Consider the following 16,561-nt stretch of genomic DNA (forward strand, 5'->3'; position numbering starts at 1 on the left):
CGAAAGCGGTGTGTCAGTTTTAGATGTACTGACTGACACACCGCATTCGCGAGCAAGCCCGCTCCCACACTGGATCTCTGGTGTGGCTTATTTCTTCAGCAGGGCCGAACACGCCGCTTTGTAGGCTTCATGCTGATACTTGTTCAACGTCGCCGGCAGTTCAAAGTTGTGCTTTTTGTTCTGCGCATTAATGGTCTGCGGTGACAGTAGCGTCACCTCCACACCCTCAAGCAGCTGAAACACCCCCTCAATCTTGAACGTGGTCGGCCCACCGGCGAACTCACCCTTCTTGCTGCGCTTCTTGATGGCGATACGCTCAATGCCATTGGCCTGTACAAACGCCTTCACCTGCGCGGCGAAGGCTTTGACGTTGGCCGCTTCATCGTCGTCTTCGAGGGCGATTTTCTTGGTGGCCAGGGCGACATGGGTCGGTGCCTGGTTGTCCAGGGAGGCGAGGGCGATGATGGCTTCGCTGCCTTTGATTTCGATGCCGCAGATAGTCATGAGTGGCCTTGATTCAGAGAGAAAGTGCCGGGATTGTCGCTTATTCCTGCCCAATCGACTCCAAAAACTCCGACCGCTCATCACTCATCCGTGCCAAACAATCATTCACCGCAATCGCATACGCCTTGGTGCCGTTCACCGCCGGGAAGGTGTCCACGGCGCAATCGGCGTCCCGCAATTTTTCCCACTTCTGCTGGGCATCCTTCAGACGAGCGGTAATGTCCGCCAGCTTGGTCTTGTCGCTGCCATAGGTGGAGGCCATGCGCTCCAGCAAGCCTTGGTAGTTGTCTTTGAGCAGTTGCTCAGCCGTGGTTTTGTTGTAAGAGGCGCATTCCAGGGTTTGCTTGTCGTTTTCGATGCCATCGCAAGGCGTGCTGTCGGTGTCTTCGGCCGCATGGGCGGTGGTTGCGATGAGTGCCAAAGCCAGGAAAATCGATTTCATTGCGCCGTCTCATATCAGGTGATGCGGGAATTCTGGCTCAAGAGTAGGACAAAGAACAGCCGCCCGTCAGAGCTGTCTTGAGCGCCTTTGTCGCGGATTGACGCTTTCGGCAATTCCCCTGTCGTTTTTGCACCCGGCTCGGGTTGTCCCTGGGCATATGCTGGCCCCAAAGCGCCGGCAGACGATTCGGCGCATGAATCGCCAATAAGGGGACGCCTGATGAGCCCAGCCGAATTGCACGCCGACAGCATCGTTATCGACGGGCTGATTATTGCCAAGTGGAACCGCGACCTGTTCGAGGACATGCGCAAAGGTGGCCTCACCGCCGCCAACTGCACCGTGTCGGTGTGGGAAGGGTTCCAGGCCACCATCAATAACATCGTGGCCAGCCAGACCCTGATCCGTGAAAACAGCGACCTGGTGATTCCGGTCAAAACCACCGCCGACATCCGCAAAGCCAAGGAACAAGGCAAGACCGGCATCATCTTCGGCTTCCAGAATGCCCATGCCTTCGAAGACCAACTGGGCTACGTCGAGATCTTCAAGCAGCTCGGCGTGGGCGTGGTGCAGATGTGCTACAACACCCAGAACCTGGTGGGCACCGGTTGCTACGAGCGCGACGGTGGCCTGTCGGGTTTCGGTCGCGAGATCGTCGGCGAGATGAACCGCGTGGGCATCATGTGCGACCTGTCCCACGTGGGCTCCAAAACCTCCGAAGAAGTCATCCTCGAATCGAAAAAGCCGGTGTGCTACTCCCACTGCCTGCCGTCCGGGCTTAAAGAGCACCCGCGCAACAAGTCTGACGAAGAACTCAAGTTCATTGCCGACCACGGCGGCTTTGTCGGCGTGACCATGTTCGCGCCGTTCCTGGCCAAGGGTATCGACTCGACCATCGACGACTACGCCGAAGCCATCGAATACACCATGAACATCGTTGGCGAAGACGCCATCGGCATCGGCACCGACTTTACCCAGGGCCATGGCCAGGATTTCTTCGAAATGCTGACCCATGACAAGGGCTACGCTCGCCGCCTGACCAGCTTCGGCAAGATCATCAACCCACTGGGCATCCGCACCGTGGGCGAGTTCCCCAACCTCACCGAAACCCTGCTCAAGCGCGGCCACAGCGAACGCGTGGTGCGCAAGATCATGGGCGAGAACTGGGTCAACGTCCTCAAGGACGTCTGGGGCGAATAAGCCAGCGCATCACTGCGCAACACACCTACAACAAATTTTCTGGAGTTAAGTTTCCATGGCCAAGGTCGCCCCGCAATTACCTATCGAAGTCGACAGCGAAACCGGCGTATGGACCTCCGACGCCCTGCCGATGCTGTACGTGCCGCGTCATTTCTTCGTCAACAACCACATCGGTATCGAAGAAGTGCTGGGCGCCGATGCCTACGCCGAAATCCTCTACAAAGCTGGCTACAAGTCCGCCTGGCACTGGTGTGAAAAAGAAGCCGAATGCCACGGCCTGGAAGGCGTCGCGGTGTTCGAACACTACATGAAGCGCCTGTCGCAACGCGGCTGGGGCCTGTTCAAGATCCAGGACATCGACCTCGACAAAGGCACCTGCAGTGTGAAGCTCGAACACTCGGCATTCGTGTACGTGTACGGCAAGGTCGGGCGCAAAGTGGACTACATGTTCACCGGCTGGTTTGCCGGCGCCATGGACCAGATTCTGCAAGCGCGTGGCAGCAAGATTCGCACCGTCGCCGAACAAGTCTACGGAGGCTCCGAAGAGGGCCACGACGACGGCTTGTTCACCGTCAAGCCGTTGTAAGCCGAGGACCGTGCCATGGCTTTCGAAGCAATGTTTGCGCCGATCCAAATCGGCAAACTGACCATCCGCAACCGCGTGCTCAGCACCGCCCACGCCGAGGTGTATGCCACCGACGGCGGCATGACCACCGAGCGCTACGTTCAGTATTACGAAGAGAAAGCCAAGGGCGGTATCGGCCTGGCAATCTGCGGTGGCTCCTCGGTGGTGGCCATCGACAGCCCGCAGGAGTGGTGGAGCTCGGTGAACCTGTCCACCGACCGCATCATCCCGCACTTCCAGAACCTGGCCGACGCCATGCACAAGCATGGCGCCAAGATCATGATCCAGATTACCCACATGGGCCGTCGCTCGCGTTGGGACGGCTTTAACTGGCCGACGCTGATGTCGCCGTCCGGCGTGCGCGAGCCGGTGCACCGTGCCACCTGCAAAACCATCGAGCCGGAAGAAATCTGGCGCGTGATCGGCAACTACGCCCAGGCTGCGCGCCGTGCCAAGGCCGGTGGCCTGGACGGTGTGGAATTGTCTGCCGTGCACCAGCACATGATCGACCAGTTCTGGAGCCCGAGGGTCAACAAGCGTACCGACGAATGGGGCGGCACCTTTGAAGGCCGCATGAAGTTCGGCCTGGAAGTATTGAAAGCCGTGCGCGCCGAGGTCGGTGACGACTTTTGCGTGGGCATGCGCCTGTGCGGTGACGAGTTCCACCCGGACGGCTTGTCCCACGAGGACATGAAGCAAATCGCCAAGTATTACGACGACACCGGCATGCTGGATTTCATCGGCGTGGTGGGTTCGGGTTGTGACACCCACAACACCCTGGCCAACGTGATCCCCAACATGAGCTACCCGCCGGAGCCGTTCCTGCACCTGGCGGCGGGTATCAAGGAAGTGGTCAAGGTTCCGGTGCTGCATGCGCAGAACATCAAGGACCCGAACCAGGCCACGCGCATTCTGGAAGGCGGCTATGTGGACATGGTCGGCATGACCCGTGCGCACATTGCCGACCCGCACCTGATCGCCAAGATCAAGATGGGCCAGATCGACCAGATCAAACAGTGCGTGGGCGCCAACTACTGCATCGACCGCCAGTACCAAGGGCTGGACGTGCTGTGCATCCAGAACGCCGCTACCTCCCGTGAATACATGGGCGTGCCGCACATCATCGAAAAATCCACCGGGCCAAAACGCAAAGTCGTGGTGGTGGGTGCCGGCCCTGCCGGGATGGAAGCGGCACGGGTGGCCGCCGAACGTGGCCATGACGTGACCCTGTTCGAGAAGAAAGAATTTATCGGCGGGCAGATCACCACGGCGTCGAAAGCCCCGCAGCGGGACCAGATCGCCGGTATCACCCGCTGGTTCCAGCTGGAGCTGGCGCGTTTGAAAGTCGACCTGCGCCTGGGCGTGGCGGCCGATGCCGACACCATCCTGGACCTGCGTCCGGACGTGGTGGTGCTGGCGGTGGGCGGGCATCCGTTCATCGAGCAGAACGAACATTGGGGCGCCGCTGAAGGCCTGGTGGTGAGCAGTTGGGACGTGCTCGACGGCAAAGTCGCGCCGGGCAAGAACGTGCTGGTCTACGACACCATCTGCGAATTCACCGGCATGTCGGTGGCGGACTTCCTGGCGGACAAGGGCAGCCAGGTGGAGATCGTCACCGACGACATCAAGCCCGGCGTGGCCATCGGCGGTACGTCGTTCCCGACCTACTACCGCAGCATGTACCCGAAAGAAGTGATCATGACCGGCGACATGATGCTGGAAAAGGTCTACCGCGAAGGCGACAAGCTGGTGGCGGTGCTGGAGAACGAATACACCGGCGCCAAAGAGGAGCGGGTGGTGGACCAGGTGGTGGTCGAGAACGGCGTGCGTCCTGACGAAGCCATCTACTACGGGCTCAAGGAAGGTTCGCGCAACAAGGGCCAGATCGACGTTGAAGCCCTGTTCGCGATCAAGCCGCAGCCGTGCCTGAGCGAGGCGGGGGATGGCTACTTGCTGTTCCGCATCGGCGACTGCGTGGCGCAGCGTAATACCCACGCTGCGATCTATGACGCCCTGCGCCTGTGCAAGGATTTCTGACCCTGCCTTGAACCAATGTGTACTCGGTCAAAAATGTGGGAGCGGGCTTGCTCGCGAATGCGGTGAATCAGCCACCGGATGCGTCAGCTGACACACCGCATTCGCGAGCAAGCCCGCTCCCACATTTAGGGCCAGTTTCACAGTAGACCTCTGTGGTCTTTGGGAGCTTCACCATGTTGAACACCCTGCTTCCCATTTTATTGTTTGCCGCCCTGGGCCTTGCCGTCCTCGGCGCCCTGCGCCGGGTAAACATGTGGCGCCGTGGCCGTGCGTCCAAAGTCGACCTGCTGGGTGGCCTGCTGGCCATGCCCAAGCGCTACATGGTCGACCTGCACCATGTGGTCGCTCGCGACAAATACATCGCCAATACCCACGTGGCCACGGCGCTGGGCTTTGTGCTGTCGGCATTGCTCGCCATCCTGGTCCACGGCTTCGGTCTGCAAAGCCGCATCCTCGGCTACGCCTTGCTGCTGGCCTCGGTGCTGATGTTTGTCGGTGCCACCTTCGTCTACCTGCGCCGTCGCAACCCGCCGTCACGCCTGTCGAAAGGCCCGTGGATGCGCCTGCCGAAAAGCCTGATGGCGTTCTCGGTGAGTTTCTTCCTGGTGACCTTGCCGGTGGCCGGGATTCTGCCGGCGGACTTTGGCGGCTGGCTGCTCGCTGCGCTACTGAGTGTGGGTGTGCTGTGGGGCGTGAGCGAGATGTTCTTCGGCATGACCTGGGGCGGCCCAATGAAGCACGCCTTCGCCGGTGCCCTGCACCTGGCCTGGCACCGCCGTGCCGAACGCTTTGGCGGTGGCCGTTCCACCGGTTTGAAACCCTTGGACCTTACCGATAAAAGTGCGCCACTGGGCGTCGAGAAACCCAAGGACTTCACCTGGAACCAACTGCTCGGCTTCGACGCCTGCGTGCAGTGCGGCAAGTGCGAAGCGGCGTGCCCGGCGTTCGCCGCCGGCCAACCGCTGAACCCGAAAAAGCTGATTCAGGACATGGTCGTCGGCCTGGCCGGTGGCACCGATGCCAAGTTCGCCGGCAGCCCGTATCCGGGCAAAGCCATCGGCGAACACAGCGGCAACCCGCATCAACCGATCGTCAATGGCCTGGTGGACGCCGAGACCCTGTGGTCGTGCACCACCTGCCGCGCCTGTGTGGAAGAGTGCCCGATGATGATCGAGCACGTAGACGCCATCGTCGACATGCGCCGCCACCTCACCCTGGAAAAAGGCGCCACCCCGAACAAGGGCGCCGAGGTCCTGGAAAACCTGATCGCCACCGACAACCCCGGCGGTTTTGCACCGGGCGGGCGCTTGAACTGGGCGGCGGATTTGAACCTGCCATTACTCAGCGAAAAGGGCAGCTGCGATGTGTTGTTCTGGGTCGGCGACGGTGCCTTCGACATGCGCAACCAACGCACCTTGCGGGCCTTCGTCAAAGTGCTCAAGGCCGCCAAGGTGGACTTCGCCGTGCTCGGCCTGGAAGAACGCGACAGCGGTGACGTGGCCCGTCGCCTGGGTGACGAAGCCACCTTCCAACTGTTGGCCACGCGCAATATCCAGACCTTGGCCAAGTACAGCTTCAAGCGCATCGTCACCTGCGACCCCCACAGCTTCCATGTGCTGAAAAACGAATACGGCGCCTTCAACGGCAACTACCTGGTGCAGCACCACAGCACCTTCATGGCCGAGTTGATCGGCGACGGCGCGCTGAACCTGGGGCAGCACAAGGGCAACAGCGTGACCTACCACGACCCTTGCTACCTGGGCCGCTACAACGGCGAATACGAGGCGCCGCGCCAGGTGCTGCGCGCGCTGGGCATCGAGGTCAAGGAGATGCAACGCTCGGGTTTCCGTTCTCGCTGCTGCGGCGGTGGCGGCGGGGCGCCGATCACCGACATTCCCGGCAAGCAACGCATCCCCGATATGCGCATGGACGACATCCGCGAAACCGGTGCCGAACTGGTGGCAGTGGGTTGCCCGCAGTGCACGGCGATGCTTGAAGGTGTGGTTGAGCCGCGCCCATTGATCAAGGACATCGCTGAGCTGGTGGCCGACGCGTTGCTCGAAGACGCTGCGCCCGCCAAGGCCCCTAACAAACGTGAACCTGCGGAGGTGCACTGATGAGCGACATTATCCGCCGCGACCCACGGGCCGAATGGATCGCACGTAACCGTCTGCACCCGCTGCATGCGGCGATGCAACCGGCGCAGCACAGCTGGATGGGCCCCAACGGCGTCATCCGCAAGAACCTGCATGGCGTGGGCTTTATCGGCCCCAACGGCATCAAGCGCATCGACCGCAGCGGCGCCCAGCAGGGCGGCGCGGCCAAGCGCACGGCGGCGGTGCAAGTGCAATTGCCGCTGCACCAGGTGCCAACACCTGCCTTCTACATCAACGTGGTGCCGGACATGGTCGGCGGCCGCCTGAGCAGCCACGACCGCGATTTGCTCGGCCTGGCGCGCCAGTTGGCCGGCAGCGACGGCGCGGTGCTGGCGGTGGTGTTTGGTGAACACAAGGAGAGCGCGTTTGCCACGGCGGGCGTAGACCGTTTGCTGGTGCTGGACGGCCACGAGTTCGACGGTTATTCACCGGAGCAACGCGTGCAGGGCCTGCGGGCTGTGGATAACCAGTTCAACCCGCGTCACTGGTTGCTGCCGGACAGCCGCAGCGGTGGTGGCGAGTTGGGTCGGCGTTTCGCCGCTGCCCTTAAAGAGCGGCCGGCCACGCGGGTGTGGCAGATCAAGGGTGGCGAGTGTATCGGCCGTGCCGGTGCGGGCCAGGAAGACTTGGCTCGCCCGTTGCCACGCCTGATTCTGGCCGCCGTCGAATGTGCCGAGCCAGTCAGCGAAACCCGTCACGAAGTGCTGCCCATGGAGTTATCCACAACCCTGGCGCGCAGCCTGCCGCGTATCGAAGACCTCGGTGCGGTGGCGGTGGATCCGGGTGCCATTCCCATGGCCGAGGCGGAGTTTATTTTCTCCGGCGGCAACGGCGTGAAGGACTGGGCCTTGTTCCACCAGACCGCCGCTGCGTTGGGCGCCACCGAAGGCGCCTCACGGGTGGCGGTGGACGATGGCTTTATGGGGCGTGATCGCCAAGTCGGCGCCAGCGGCACTTGGGTGACAGCGCGTGTGTACGTGGCGGTGGGGATTTCCGGGGCAATCCAGCACCTGCAAGGCATTGGTGCCTGCGACAAGGTGGTGGCGATCAACCTCGACCCGACTTGCGACATGATCAAGCGTGCCGACCTGTCGGTGATCGGCGAAAGCGCTGCGATTCTGCAGGCCTTGATCGCTGCCGTTGACACTTACCGCAACGGCGCCAAGCGCGATGCGGCCTGAGGATATGACCATGACCACGAATGTCATCAGCCTGGTGTCCATCGGCGCCCATCCCACCTCCGGGCGCCCGCGCCGCGCCGAGCAGGATGCGCGAGCGGTAGAGTTGGGTTTGCAGCTGGCTGGGGATAAGTTGCAGGTGCTGCACGCAGGGAATATCGGCGAGCCGACCCTGCGTAGCTATTTGGGCATGGGGTTGCCCCAACTGCATGTGCTGGAACAACCGGCGGGCAGTGATGCCTTGCCAGTGCTCAGTGACTATCTGCGCGATGCAGGTGCCCAGGTGGTGCTCACCGGCAGCCAGGCGGAGACCGGCGAAGGCTCGGGCATGCTGCCGTATTTGCTCGCCGAGCAATTGGGCTGGCCGCTGATTGTGGGGCTGGCGCAGGTAGAGTCCCTCGACGGCGGCGTGGCCCATGTGCTGCAAGCCTTGCCCCGTGGCCAGCGGCGGCGGTTGAAGGTGCGCTTGCCGTTTTTGGCCACGGTGGACAACGCCGCGCCCAAGCCACGCCAGAGCGCTTACGGCCCGGCCCAGCGCGGCGAGTTGGCGGCCCATGAGGTTGAGGTTGAAGACGATGAGTTGTTCACCGGCGCCGTACTGCAACCGGCCAAGCCCCGGCCCAAGCGGCTCAAGGTGATCAAGGCCAAGAGCGGTGCGGATCGGATGAAGGCTGCCACGGCCAAGGCCAGCGGTGGCGGTGGGCAGGTGCTCAAGGGCGTGAGCCCGGAGGAGGGCGCCCAGGCGATTCTCAAGTTGTTGGTAGAAGAGGGTGTGGTTCGCTAACTCTCAAATACCGCAGGGCCAAATGTGGGAGGGGGCTTGTTCCCGATGGCGGTGTCTCAGTACCAGATGGGCTGGCTGACACACTGCAATCGGGAGCAAGCCCCCTCCCACATTGGATCTTCATTGCGTCTGGGGTGCCTGAGGTGTCGGTACTGGCGCAGGTTTGGGCACCAAGTCCGGTATCGGTGGTGGCAGGGGAGCCCAGTTGCTATCTGGCTGTTGCATCGGCGGCGGTATCTGTTGCGTTGCGCCACCGCCGGTGGGCTTGAGGATCATTTTTTCGGTGGTGTCGCGCAAAATCATGCCTTCTGTTGAACTGCGCGCCTCGGTGCCGCTGTGGAAGGTGCTGATCTGGGAGATCGGCAAGTCCAGGTTGCGTTCGATCCTGGGCGTGAGCAGCAGGATAATTTCGGTTTTCTGCTGGGTGTTCTGGTTGGTGCCGAACAGCTTTTTGCCGATCCACGGGATCTGGCTCAGCCACGGCAGGCCCGAGCCTTCGTCGATGTCGGCGGTACGGATCAGCCCTGAGACCACCTGGGTTTCGTTGTTGCGTGCGGTCAACAGGGTTTTGGTCGAGCGTGAACCCAGTTCAAAGGTGGCCGGTACATTTTCCGAGCCGGGAATGCGCTTGGTGATATGGCTCATTTCCACTTTCACATTCAGGTTCACTTCATCGGTCACGCTGATAATCGGATTGACGGTAATTTGCAGCCCCACGTCCTGGTAAGACACCGACGACGTGGTGATCTGGTTGGCCGTGGTGGTGGTGACCACCGGGATTTTGTCGCCGATATTGACCGACGCTTCCTCACGGTTGCGCACCCGTACCCGTGGGTTGGCCAGGGTTACGGTATTGCCGCTGCGTTGCAGCATGTTGATGCGCGCCGAGGTGCTGCCCGAGTCCAGCAGGATGTTGTCGCCGTTGATGCCGCGCAATGCACTCAGTGGGGTGCCTGCCAGCCCGGCGGGTACGTTGGCCAGGTTGCCTACCGAGAGGCCGATGCTCTCCGGATACTTGATGCCCAGGTTCAACTCGTCCGCCAGGCTGACTTCCAGCACCTCGATATCAATGGTCACTTCCGACTGCGCGATATCAATGGCCTCGACCATTTTTTCCACGGCGCTCAGGGTGTCGAGCCCGTCCCGCACGATCACCGCATTAAGGCGTTCGTCCACCAGCACTTCCTTGGGCTTGAGTACTTGCTTGATCTCGGCGGCGACGATCTTGGCATCGCCATGGCTGAGGTAGAAGGTGCGCACCGCCAGCTCGCGGTATTCGCGTTCTTTGTCGGGGCGGCGGGGGTAGATCAGGAGGGTGTTGCGGTTGAGGATCTTCTTGTCCAGGCCCTGGGTAGTCAGCAGCAAGTTCAGCGCGTCTTCGGCGGTGGTGCGGCTGGCGGTCATGCTGGCGGCGGCAGTGGGGTTGACGTCTTTGTCGATGACAAAGTTGACCCCCGACAGGCGTGCGATGGTTTCGAAGATAGTGCTCAAGCTCTGTGAGCTGAATTCCAGGCTCAGGGGTTTGCGCATGGCGTCGGACAAGTCGGCACTCAGGTAATCGGCGCTCACCAGCTCGCGGGTCAGGGCGTTGCGAAAATCCAGGGCCTCTCGGTAGTTGGGTTTTTGCGCGATGATCTGGCGCACCAGATTAAGGGCCTCCACCGGGTTGTCGCGCTTCATCTCGTAAGCCCGCGCCAGTTGCGGGCGCAGCTGTTTCATGGCCTGGATGCTCTGGATTTGCTGGCGTGCACCGAGGTTGCTGGGGTCGTATTTGAGGATGGTTTCCAGGGCGCGGATGGCCGCCGCGTCGTCGCCACGCATGAGTGCGGCGCTGGCCTCGCGACTGTATTGGGCCACCAGCAACTCCAGTTGGCTGAAATTGGCGGTGCGTAGCTGGGCATCGTCGGGGTCTTTCTTGGCTTCGGCCTGTAGCACTTCGACTGAGCGCACAATGTCGCCTTTCTGGCGCAGCTCATCACTTTGCTTGATCGCGTCCTGGGTCTGGCAGGCGCTGAGCAGCGCCAGCGTGAGGTTCAAGGACATTCGCGTGCGTAGGGTCATGATCTTGTCCTTCCCCGGTCAGTGAGTGTCCAGGCGCAAGGTGCTGACATGCTTGAGGGGCATGTAGGTCAGCACCACGGCGGTATCGGTGAGTTTGTCCAGCCGGTAGTGGGCGTCGAGCATCTTGCCCGGCACGATGCGCCCCGGCACCGAGCAGCGGTTGCACAGGGTGTATTGGGTGTTGTTGCCGCGCAGCACGACGATTTTCGATTGGTTCTCGTAGCGCCATTGCGCGCTGACGGTGAAGGGTAGCGGTGGCGGCTTGGGCGGCGAGTTATCCACCGGGGTTGGCGGCGGCGGTGGGGTCCAGGTTTGGGCGGGGAACAGGTCGATCACGGCGACGGGTGCAGGCTCGGGCGCTGGTACCGGCGCGGGCTCGACGGGTTTGACGGCCACCGCCGTGGGCTCGTTCGCGGGGCTGTCCGGCGTGTCGTGCCAGAACAACCAACCGCAGCCGAGCAGGGTCAGCAGCAACAGCACGCGTAGGTACAGGGGCAGTTTCATTCCATCACCCCCAATACGCTGACTTTGATGCTGATATTCAACAGGCCGCTGATGATTTCTTTGCGCTCCAGGGTCACGCTTTCAATGCGCACCGCCGGTTCCTGTGCCATTTCGGCCAAGGCTTGGCGCAGCAGAATGTAAGGGCCCATGAGGGGTATCTCCACGTCCAGGCGCTGTAGGCCGGTGTCGGCCGGTGTGGAGTAAGCCAGTGTGGTCTGCTCGATGATAAAACCGTGCCGTGTGATAGTGGCCAACAGCCGCTCCAGGCGAGGGGTGAAGTCGTCGGCGCTGGGCATCTTTTCCACCACGGCGGGCTCTGTGACCTGCACCTGCTGGGGTTGTTCGGCGATACCGGCCTGCAATTCGTGGCGCCGCTGGTGATCAGCGACACCTGCTGGGTGAATCACCGTGAATTCAATCACCAACGCCGCCGCCATCACTGCCAGCGCCAGCAGCCCCCAGAACCCCAGGCTTTGCTGCACTTGCATCAGGTGCCAACGCAGTCGCGGCAAGTAGTGATCAAGGGCGTCCACGGGTGGTTACCCCGCACCTACGGCAAGTTTGACCTGCACGGGGTGCTGCGGGTCATTGGCCTTGCGGGTGCTTTGTTGCAGGGTCACCTGCACCCCAGGTTGGGCCTTGAGCCGTTCGATAAAACGAAATGCCTCGCCCAGCGCCTTGGCCTCCAGATCCAGGTGCAACAGTTGGGCCTGGGTGTTGACCTCCACCCGGGTCAATGCGATGTCTTTGGACCATGCCTGGGCCACGGCGTCCATCAGCGCAAAGGGCGTGGTCGATTGTTGCGCGAATACTGCCAGCTGCTGTTTTTGCCGGGGGGACAGGCGAATGGCCGCTTGAATCAACTGCTCCTGCCGGCGCGTGAGCTGAATGAAGTGCTGCTCCAGGGCATCGGTTTGCTGCTGCTGTTCTTCCATGCGTTGCCAGTGCTGCCAAGTGATAAACAGCAGCACCAGAGCGGCTGCCCACAACACCGTGATCAGTGGCCGGTGGGTAGCGCTGGGGTGTTGCAAATCCACACCAGGGGCACGCGGCGCGCGCGGGTGCGGCCAGGTGAGCGTCATGCGGGCTTCTCCTCCAGCCAAGGGTGCAATGGCCCCAGCCAGTGTTCGGTGGGGCGGTTGGCAACGATCAGCGTGGTGGGGGCGTGCTGTTGCGCCAGCAGGTCGGCGGTGAACAGGTTGTCACTCAAGTCGCTGCCGGGTTGGGTGGGCAGCACGCACACTTGATGGGGCGCGCCGTGTTGCCGGTAGAGGCAACTGAGGCCTTCGGCTTCGGGCACGGCCAGCACGCAGTCGTCGGGTAATTTGCGCCAGTACTGCTGGGCCACGGCTGTCAGCAACGGCGTGCAGGTGACCAGAGGCAGCCGGTGCAGTTTGAACAGCTCGCGCAGGTCTTGCAGCAACGCCTGTGATACGGCCACCGCCAGGCGTTCGTGGCCGAAGGTGCTGTTGGCGATCTGCACTTGCCACTGCTCCACATCCAGGCCCGCCTGCTGGTGGAAGGATGCCTGGGCAAAACCTTGCCACTCGGCTGCGCTGTTCAGGCCGGCTTGCCACGGCAACATCAGGTAGTGCACATGGGGAAAACCCAGCAGCACGGTGGCCCGGTCAAGAAACCCCACACGGCCGCGCGGCACCTGTTCGAGCAGTTCGGCGCAGGCGCCCAAGGGCTCGCCGGCCTGCTGCGCGTGCCGCACCGCCGCACCTCGCCAACGCTGGCGCGCAGCCCAGGTGGCGCCGGCGCTGTGCAGCCACACCACATGCTCAATATAGGGAAATGACACGGTGGATCTCCTTGAGTGTGGTGTCGCCTTGGGCCGCATGGGCCAAGGCGATATCGCGGATAAACACGTGCCCGGCCTTGCGTGCCAGTTCCCGCAGGGTGGCCGCTGAGCTACGGTTGAGCAGGCCTTCTTTGATGCTGTCGGTGACCGTAAGCACTTCCGCCAAGGCCAATCGGCCGCGATACCCTGTGTGACGGCAGGCCTCGCAGCCTTTGCCGACGCGGTAGTGGCCGTTCTTGATCTGGGCGGCGGGCAGTTGGGCGAGCCGGACGATTTGCGGGTCGGGCTTGGCGTCCATGCCGCAGTCCGGGCAGATACGCCGTACCAGGCGCTGTGCGACCACGCCGTTAAGGGCTTCGACAAAACTGGCCGGGTCCACGCCCATGTAGGTAAACCGCTCCAGCACGCTGAACGCGCTGTTGGCGTGCACCGACGACAACACCATATGCCCGGTCAGTGCCGCCTGTACCGCAATGGCTGCGGTTTCATTGTCGCGGATTTCCCCCACCAGGATCTTGTCTGGGTCATGGCGCAGGATCGAGCGCAGGCCACGGGCGAAGGTCAGGCCCTTCTTGTCGTTGACCGGAATTTGCAGCACACCGGGCAGTTCGTATTCCACCGGGTCTTCGATGGTGATGATTTTTTCTTGACCGGTGTTGGTCTCTGACAAGGCCGCATACAGGGTGGTGGACTTGCCGCTGCCGGTGGGCCCGGTGACCAGCAGCATGCCGTAGGGTTCGCTGGCCAGTACGCGGATGCGGGCGATGGTGTCGGCGGCCAGCCCGAGGGTTTCCAGGCTCAGGGAGTCGCCCCGCTGTGACTTGTCGAGGATGCGCAGCACTGCGTCTTCACCGTGAATGCTGGGCATGATCGACACACGAAAATCCACCTCTCGACCCTGGATCTTCATCTTGAAACGCCCGTCCTGGGGTACGCGGCGCTCGCCGATGTCCAGCTCCGACAGTACCTTGATCCGCGACAGCGTCTGCTCGGCCTGATCCAGCCCGCTGGCCTGGCCCATCTGCTGCAACACGCCGTCGATGCGGTATTTGATCACCAGGCCCACGGGCGTGGTTTCTACATGGATATCACTGGCGCGGCTTTGCAGAGCGTCGAACAGCATGGAATTGACCAGCCGCACCACCGGGTTGTCGTCACGGGCGATGCTGCTCAGGGAAATTTCCTGGGCGGTGAGGCCCGCGCGGGCGTTTTCGTCGTCTTCGCCGAAGGGCTGCATCACCCGCTGGCTGGCTTCGGCCAGTTTCAACTGGGCCATGACCGCGCCCGGCAGGCTCATGGCCAACGGCAGAGTGCGCAGGCCGGGGGTGGACTGAATCCAGTAGCGGTTGGTGAGGGTAAACGGCTCCCCCAGCACCAGGCAGGGATTGCCCTGGTAGTTCAGCGGCAGCACGTTGTGCACCAGCGCCTGGGGTAGTGACAGCAAGTCAAAACGCCAATGCTCGGCCAGGTGACCGGGCTCAATGGCGAGCAAACCCAGGGGGGCGGCGATGGTGGTCAGCTGGTCCGGCGCCTTGTTCAGCACTTCCAGCAGGTAGTTGGCCAAGGGCAGTCCACGTTGCTGCGCCAGTGCCTGCCATTGCCGTGTCAGTTCGCTCATGGCGCTACCCCTGTATGGAACCGGCCAGTTCAAAAATCGGCATGTACAGCATGAACACAATCAGGCCGATCAAGCCGCCCACCACCAGCATCAACAGCGGTTCGAAGACTTTGCTGAACAACTCGATGGCACGCTCCAGCGCTTCATCGTGAAACTGCGCAATGCGCTCGCACATCGACGCCAGTTCGCCGCTTTGCTCGCCCACCCGCAACAGGCGTTCGGCGACGGCAGTGGTCAGTTGGTGGCGGGCCAGGGAGGTGGACAGCGGCTGGCCGGCCTGGATATCGGTCATGGCGTGGCGCAGGTCGCCTTGGCGCTCTGGCGGCAGCAACGCGCCGGACAACTCCACGGCGCTGACCACCGGCATGCCGCCCATCAACAACATGCCGGCGGTACGATAAAACCGCGCCAGGATAAACAGCGTGCGTTGGGCGCCCAGGCTGGGGATCTTCCAGAAAAGGTTGGCGGCGCGGCGTTTGAACGCTGCGCTGCGAAACAGCAACACCAGGGCGACAATCGCCAACACCAGGCCGACCAGCAACTCGGTGCCACGGGTGTCTACCAGCGCCCCCCACCACACCATGAAGCGGGCGGTAGCGGGCAGGTCGGCCACGGCATCGAACACCGAGGCAAAGCGCGGGATCACGAAGAACAGCAGGAACAGCAGAATCAACGCCCCCACGCTGAGCACCACCAGCGGGTACATCAACGCGCCGCTGACGCGTTTTTTTACCGTTTCCAGATGCGCTTCGAAGTGGTGATAACGTCGCAAGGCCACTGCCAGCTGGCCGCTGTGCTCAGAAGACGCCACCGTGGCGATCAGCAGCGAAGGAAAGGTCTGGGGTTTGAGCAGCATCGCCCTGGACAGTGAATTGCCCTCAAACATTGAGGCCAGCAAATCGCTCATGACTTGTCGGTTGATCCCCGGCGGCGCCTTGTCTCGCAGGGTTTCCACCGCCTCCACCAACACCAGGCCAGCATCGAGCAACACCACCAGTTCCTGGATAAACAGGCCGAGGGCGAATTTGGCGCGGCGACTGGGTAAGGTGAATTGGCGGCGGGCCTTGAGCGAGATGACCTGGGCGCCGTCAGCTTGCAGCCGCTGGCGTGCCTGGGCTACGTCGACGGCCTGCAGGCGCAGGGTCTGCAAATGGCCATCGCGGATGATGCGCGCGTCGATGTCGATCATGGCGTTTGCCTCGCCAGTTGCTGTCGCTGTTGCACCAGTTCGCCGTAGTAGCGCCATACCGCCAGTGCATAGCGGGCACGGCGCGCTTCACGTTCTGGTTTGGCGCCTGCGTTATAGGCGCCGACAGCCTGCCAGCCGTAGCCCTTTTCTTGAATGAATCCTGCCAGTATCCACGCGCCGACCATCACGCTGGTGCAGGGCTGGGTGATCAGGTGCTGTTCGGTGATGCCGAACTTTGCGAGTGCGGGCAAGTGGCGGCTGTTGATCTGCATCAGGCCGATGTCCTGGCTGCCGTCGCCGTTGATATTGCGCGCACGCGGGTTAAGGCCGGACTCGACCTTGGCGATGGCGTACAGCAACAGCGGATCGACGTGGTAGCGGCTGGCTGCCAGTTGCCAGCAATTGGCCTGGGCGGTGCCTGTGAGGCACAGCAGGGTTAGGGCAATCCGCAGGGTGCGCATG

Annotated in this window: 16 protein-coding genes; 6 read left to right on the plus strand and 10 right to left on the minus strand. The window is 62.3% G+C overall.

Going from position 1 to position 16,561, the window contains the following annotated elements; all coding sequences use genetic code 11:
* Positions 1–87 precede the first annotated feature (87 nt).
* Both DYL59_RS09590 and DYL59_RS09595 read right to left on the minus strand, forming a co-directional pair.
* Positions 88–504 (minus strand): DUF3010 family protein, encoded by a 417-nt coding sequence (locus DYL59_RS09590; protein WP_135288973.1) that lies wholly within the window; start codon positions 502–504, stop codon positions 88–90.
* A 40-nt stretch (positions 505–544) separates the two neighbouring features.
* A complete protein-coding gene (locus DYL59_RS09595) occupies positions 545–946 on the minus strand; it encodes a lysozyme inhibitor LprI family protein (protein WP_135288974.1) in 402 nt (133 codons plus the stop codon).
* A gap of 219 nt (positions 947–1,165) precedes the next feature.
* Here DYL59_RS09595 and DYL59_RS09600 point away from each other — a divergent pair, with 219 nt between their 5' ends.
* From DYL59_RS09600 to etfB, 6 genes are all read left to right on the plus strand, one after another.
* Positions 1,166–2,143, plus strand: coding sequence for a dipeptidase (locus tag DYL59_RS09600; protein WP_015373138.1), 978 nt, complete (start codon positions 1,166–1,168; stop codon positions 2,141–2,143).
* A 55-nt stretch (positions 2,144–2,198) separates the two neighbouring features.
* The gene (locus tag DYL59_RS09605) at positions 2,199–2,729 is read left to right on the plus strand and encodes a DUF5943 domain-containing protein (RefSeq protein WP_135288975.1); all 531 of its coding nucleotides are present in this window, start codon (positions 2,199–2,201) and stop codon (positions 2,727–2,729) included.
* A 15-nt stretch (positions 2,730–2,744) separates the two neighbouring features.
* A complete protein-coding gene (gene dgcA, locus DYL59_RS09610; RefSeq protein WP_135288976.1) occupies positions 2,745–4,805 on the plus strand; it encodes a dimethylglycine demethylation protein DgcA in 2,061 nt (686 codons plus the stop codon).
* A 173-nt stretch (positions 4,806–4,978) separates the two neighbouring features.
* Positions 4,979–6,922 (plus strand): dimethylglycine demethylation protein DgcB, encoded by a 1,944-nt coding sequence (dgcB, locus tag DYL59_RS09615; RefSeq protein ID WP_135288977.1) that lies wholly within the window; start codon positions 4,979–4,981, stop codon positions 6,920–6,922.
* Positions 6,922–8,142, plus strand: coding sequence for an electron transfer flavoprotein subunit alpha (etfA, locus tag DYL59_RS09620; RefSeq protein ID WP_135288978.1), 1,221 nt, complete (start codon positions 6,922–6,924; stop codon positions 8,140–8,142). The genes dgcB and etfA overlap by 1 nt, the downstream gene beginning before the upstream one ends.
* Before the next feature lie 10 nt (positions 8,143–8,152).
* Positions 8,153–8,923, plus strand: a complete 771-nt coding sequence (gene etfB, locus DYL59_RS09625) for an electron transfer flavoprotein subunit beta (protein WP_135288979.1) — start codon at positions 8,153–8,155, stop codon at positions 8,921–8,923.
* A 120-nt stretch (positions 8,924–9,043) separates the two neighbouring features.
* On the opposite strand, the gene DYL59_RS09630 is transcribed toward etfB, so the two are convergent.
* From DYL59_RS09630 to DYL59_RS09665, 8 genes are read right to left on the minus strand one after another with little or no spacing between them, the layout of a single operon-like run.
* Positions 9,044–10,984 (minus strand): secretin N-terminal domain-containing protein, encoded by a 1,941-nt coding sequence (locus tag DYL59_RS09630; RefSeq protein WP_135288980.1) that lies wholly within the window; start codon positions 10,982–10,984, stop codon positions 9,044–9,046.
* An 18-nt stretch (positions 10,985–11,002) separates the two neighbouring features.
* Positions 11,003–11,488 carry a hypothetical protein gene (locus tag DYL59_RS09635; RefSeq protein WP_135288981.1) on the minus strand — a complete coding sequence of 162 codons (486 nt, stop codon included), beginning with the start codon at positions 11,486–11,488 and terminating at the stop codon, positions 11,003–11,005.
* Positions 11,485–12,021 (minus strand): hypothetical protein, encoded by a 537-nt coding sequence (locus DYL59_RS09640; RefSeq protein WP_135288982.1) that lies wholly within the window; start codon positions 12,019–12,021, stop codon positions 11,485–11,487. Before DYL59_RS09640 ends, DYL59_RS09635 begins: the two co-directional genes overlap by 4 nt.
* A gap of 6 nt (positions 12,022–12,027) precedes the next feature.
* Positions 12,028–12,570 (minus strand): hypothetical protein, encoded by a 543-nt coding sequence (locus DYL59_RS09645; RefSeq protein WP_135288983.1) that lies wholly within the window; start codon positions 12,568–12,570, stop codon positions 12,028–12,030.
* Complete coding sequence (locus DYL59_RS09650; protein ID WP_238340653.1) at positions 12,567–13,292, minus strand: hypothetical protein; 726 nt, start codon at positions 13,290–13,292, stop codon at positions 12,567–12,569. Before DYL59_RS09650 ends, DYL59_RS09645 begins: the two co-directional genes overlap by 4 nt.
* Positions 13,273–14,910: a GspE/PulE family protein gene (locus DYL59_RS09655; protein ID WP_135288984.1), complete on the minus strand. Its 1,638-nt coding sequence runs from the start codon at positions 14,908–14,910 to the stop codon at positions 13,273–13,275. The genes DYL59_RS09650 and DYL59_RS09655 overlap by 20 nt, the downstream gene beginning before the upstream one ends.
* Before the next feature lie 4 nt (positions 14,911–14,914).
* Positions 14,915–16,099 carry a type II secretion system F family protein gene (locus DYL59_RS09660; RefSeq protein ID WP_135288985.1) on the minus strand — a complete coding sequence of 395 codons (1,185 nt, stop codon included), beginning with the start codon at positions 16,097–16,099 and terminating at the stop codon, positions 14,915–14,917.
* The gene (locus tag DYL59_RS09665; RefSeq protein WP_135288986.1) at positions 16,096–16,560 is read right to left on the minus strand and encodes a transglycosylase SLT domain-containing protein; all 465 of its coding nucleotides are present in this window, start codon (positions 16,558–16,560) and stop codon (positions 16,096–16,098) included. The genes DYL59_RS09660 and DYL59_RS09665 overlap by 4 nt, the downstream gene beginning before the upstream one ends.
* Position 16,561: the final 1 nt, after the last annotated feature.

Origin of the sequence: Pseudomonas kairouanensis, from assembly GCF_004682055.1 — a bacterium.
GTDB classification, from domain to species: domain Bacteria; phylum Pseudomonadota; class Gammaproteobacteria; order Pseudomonadales; family Pseudomonadaceae; genus Aquipseudomonas; species Aquipseudomonas kairouanensis.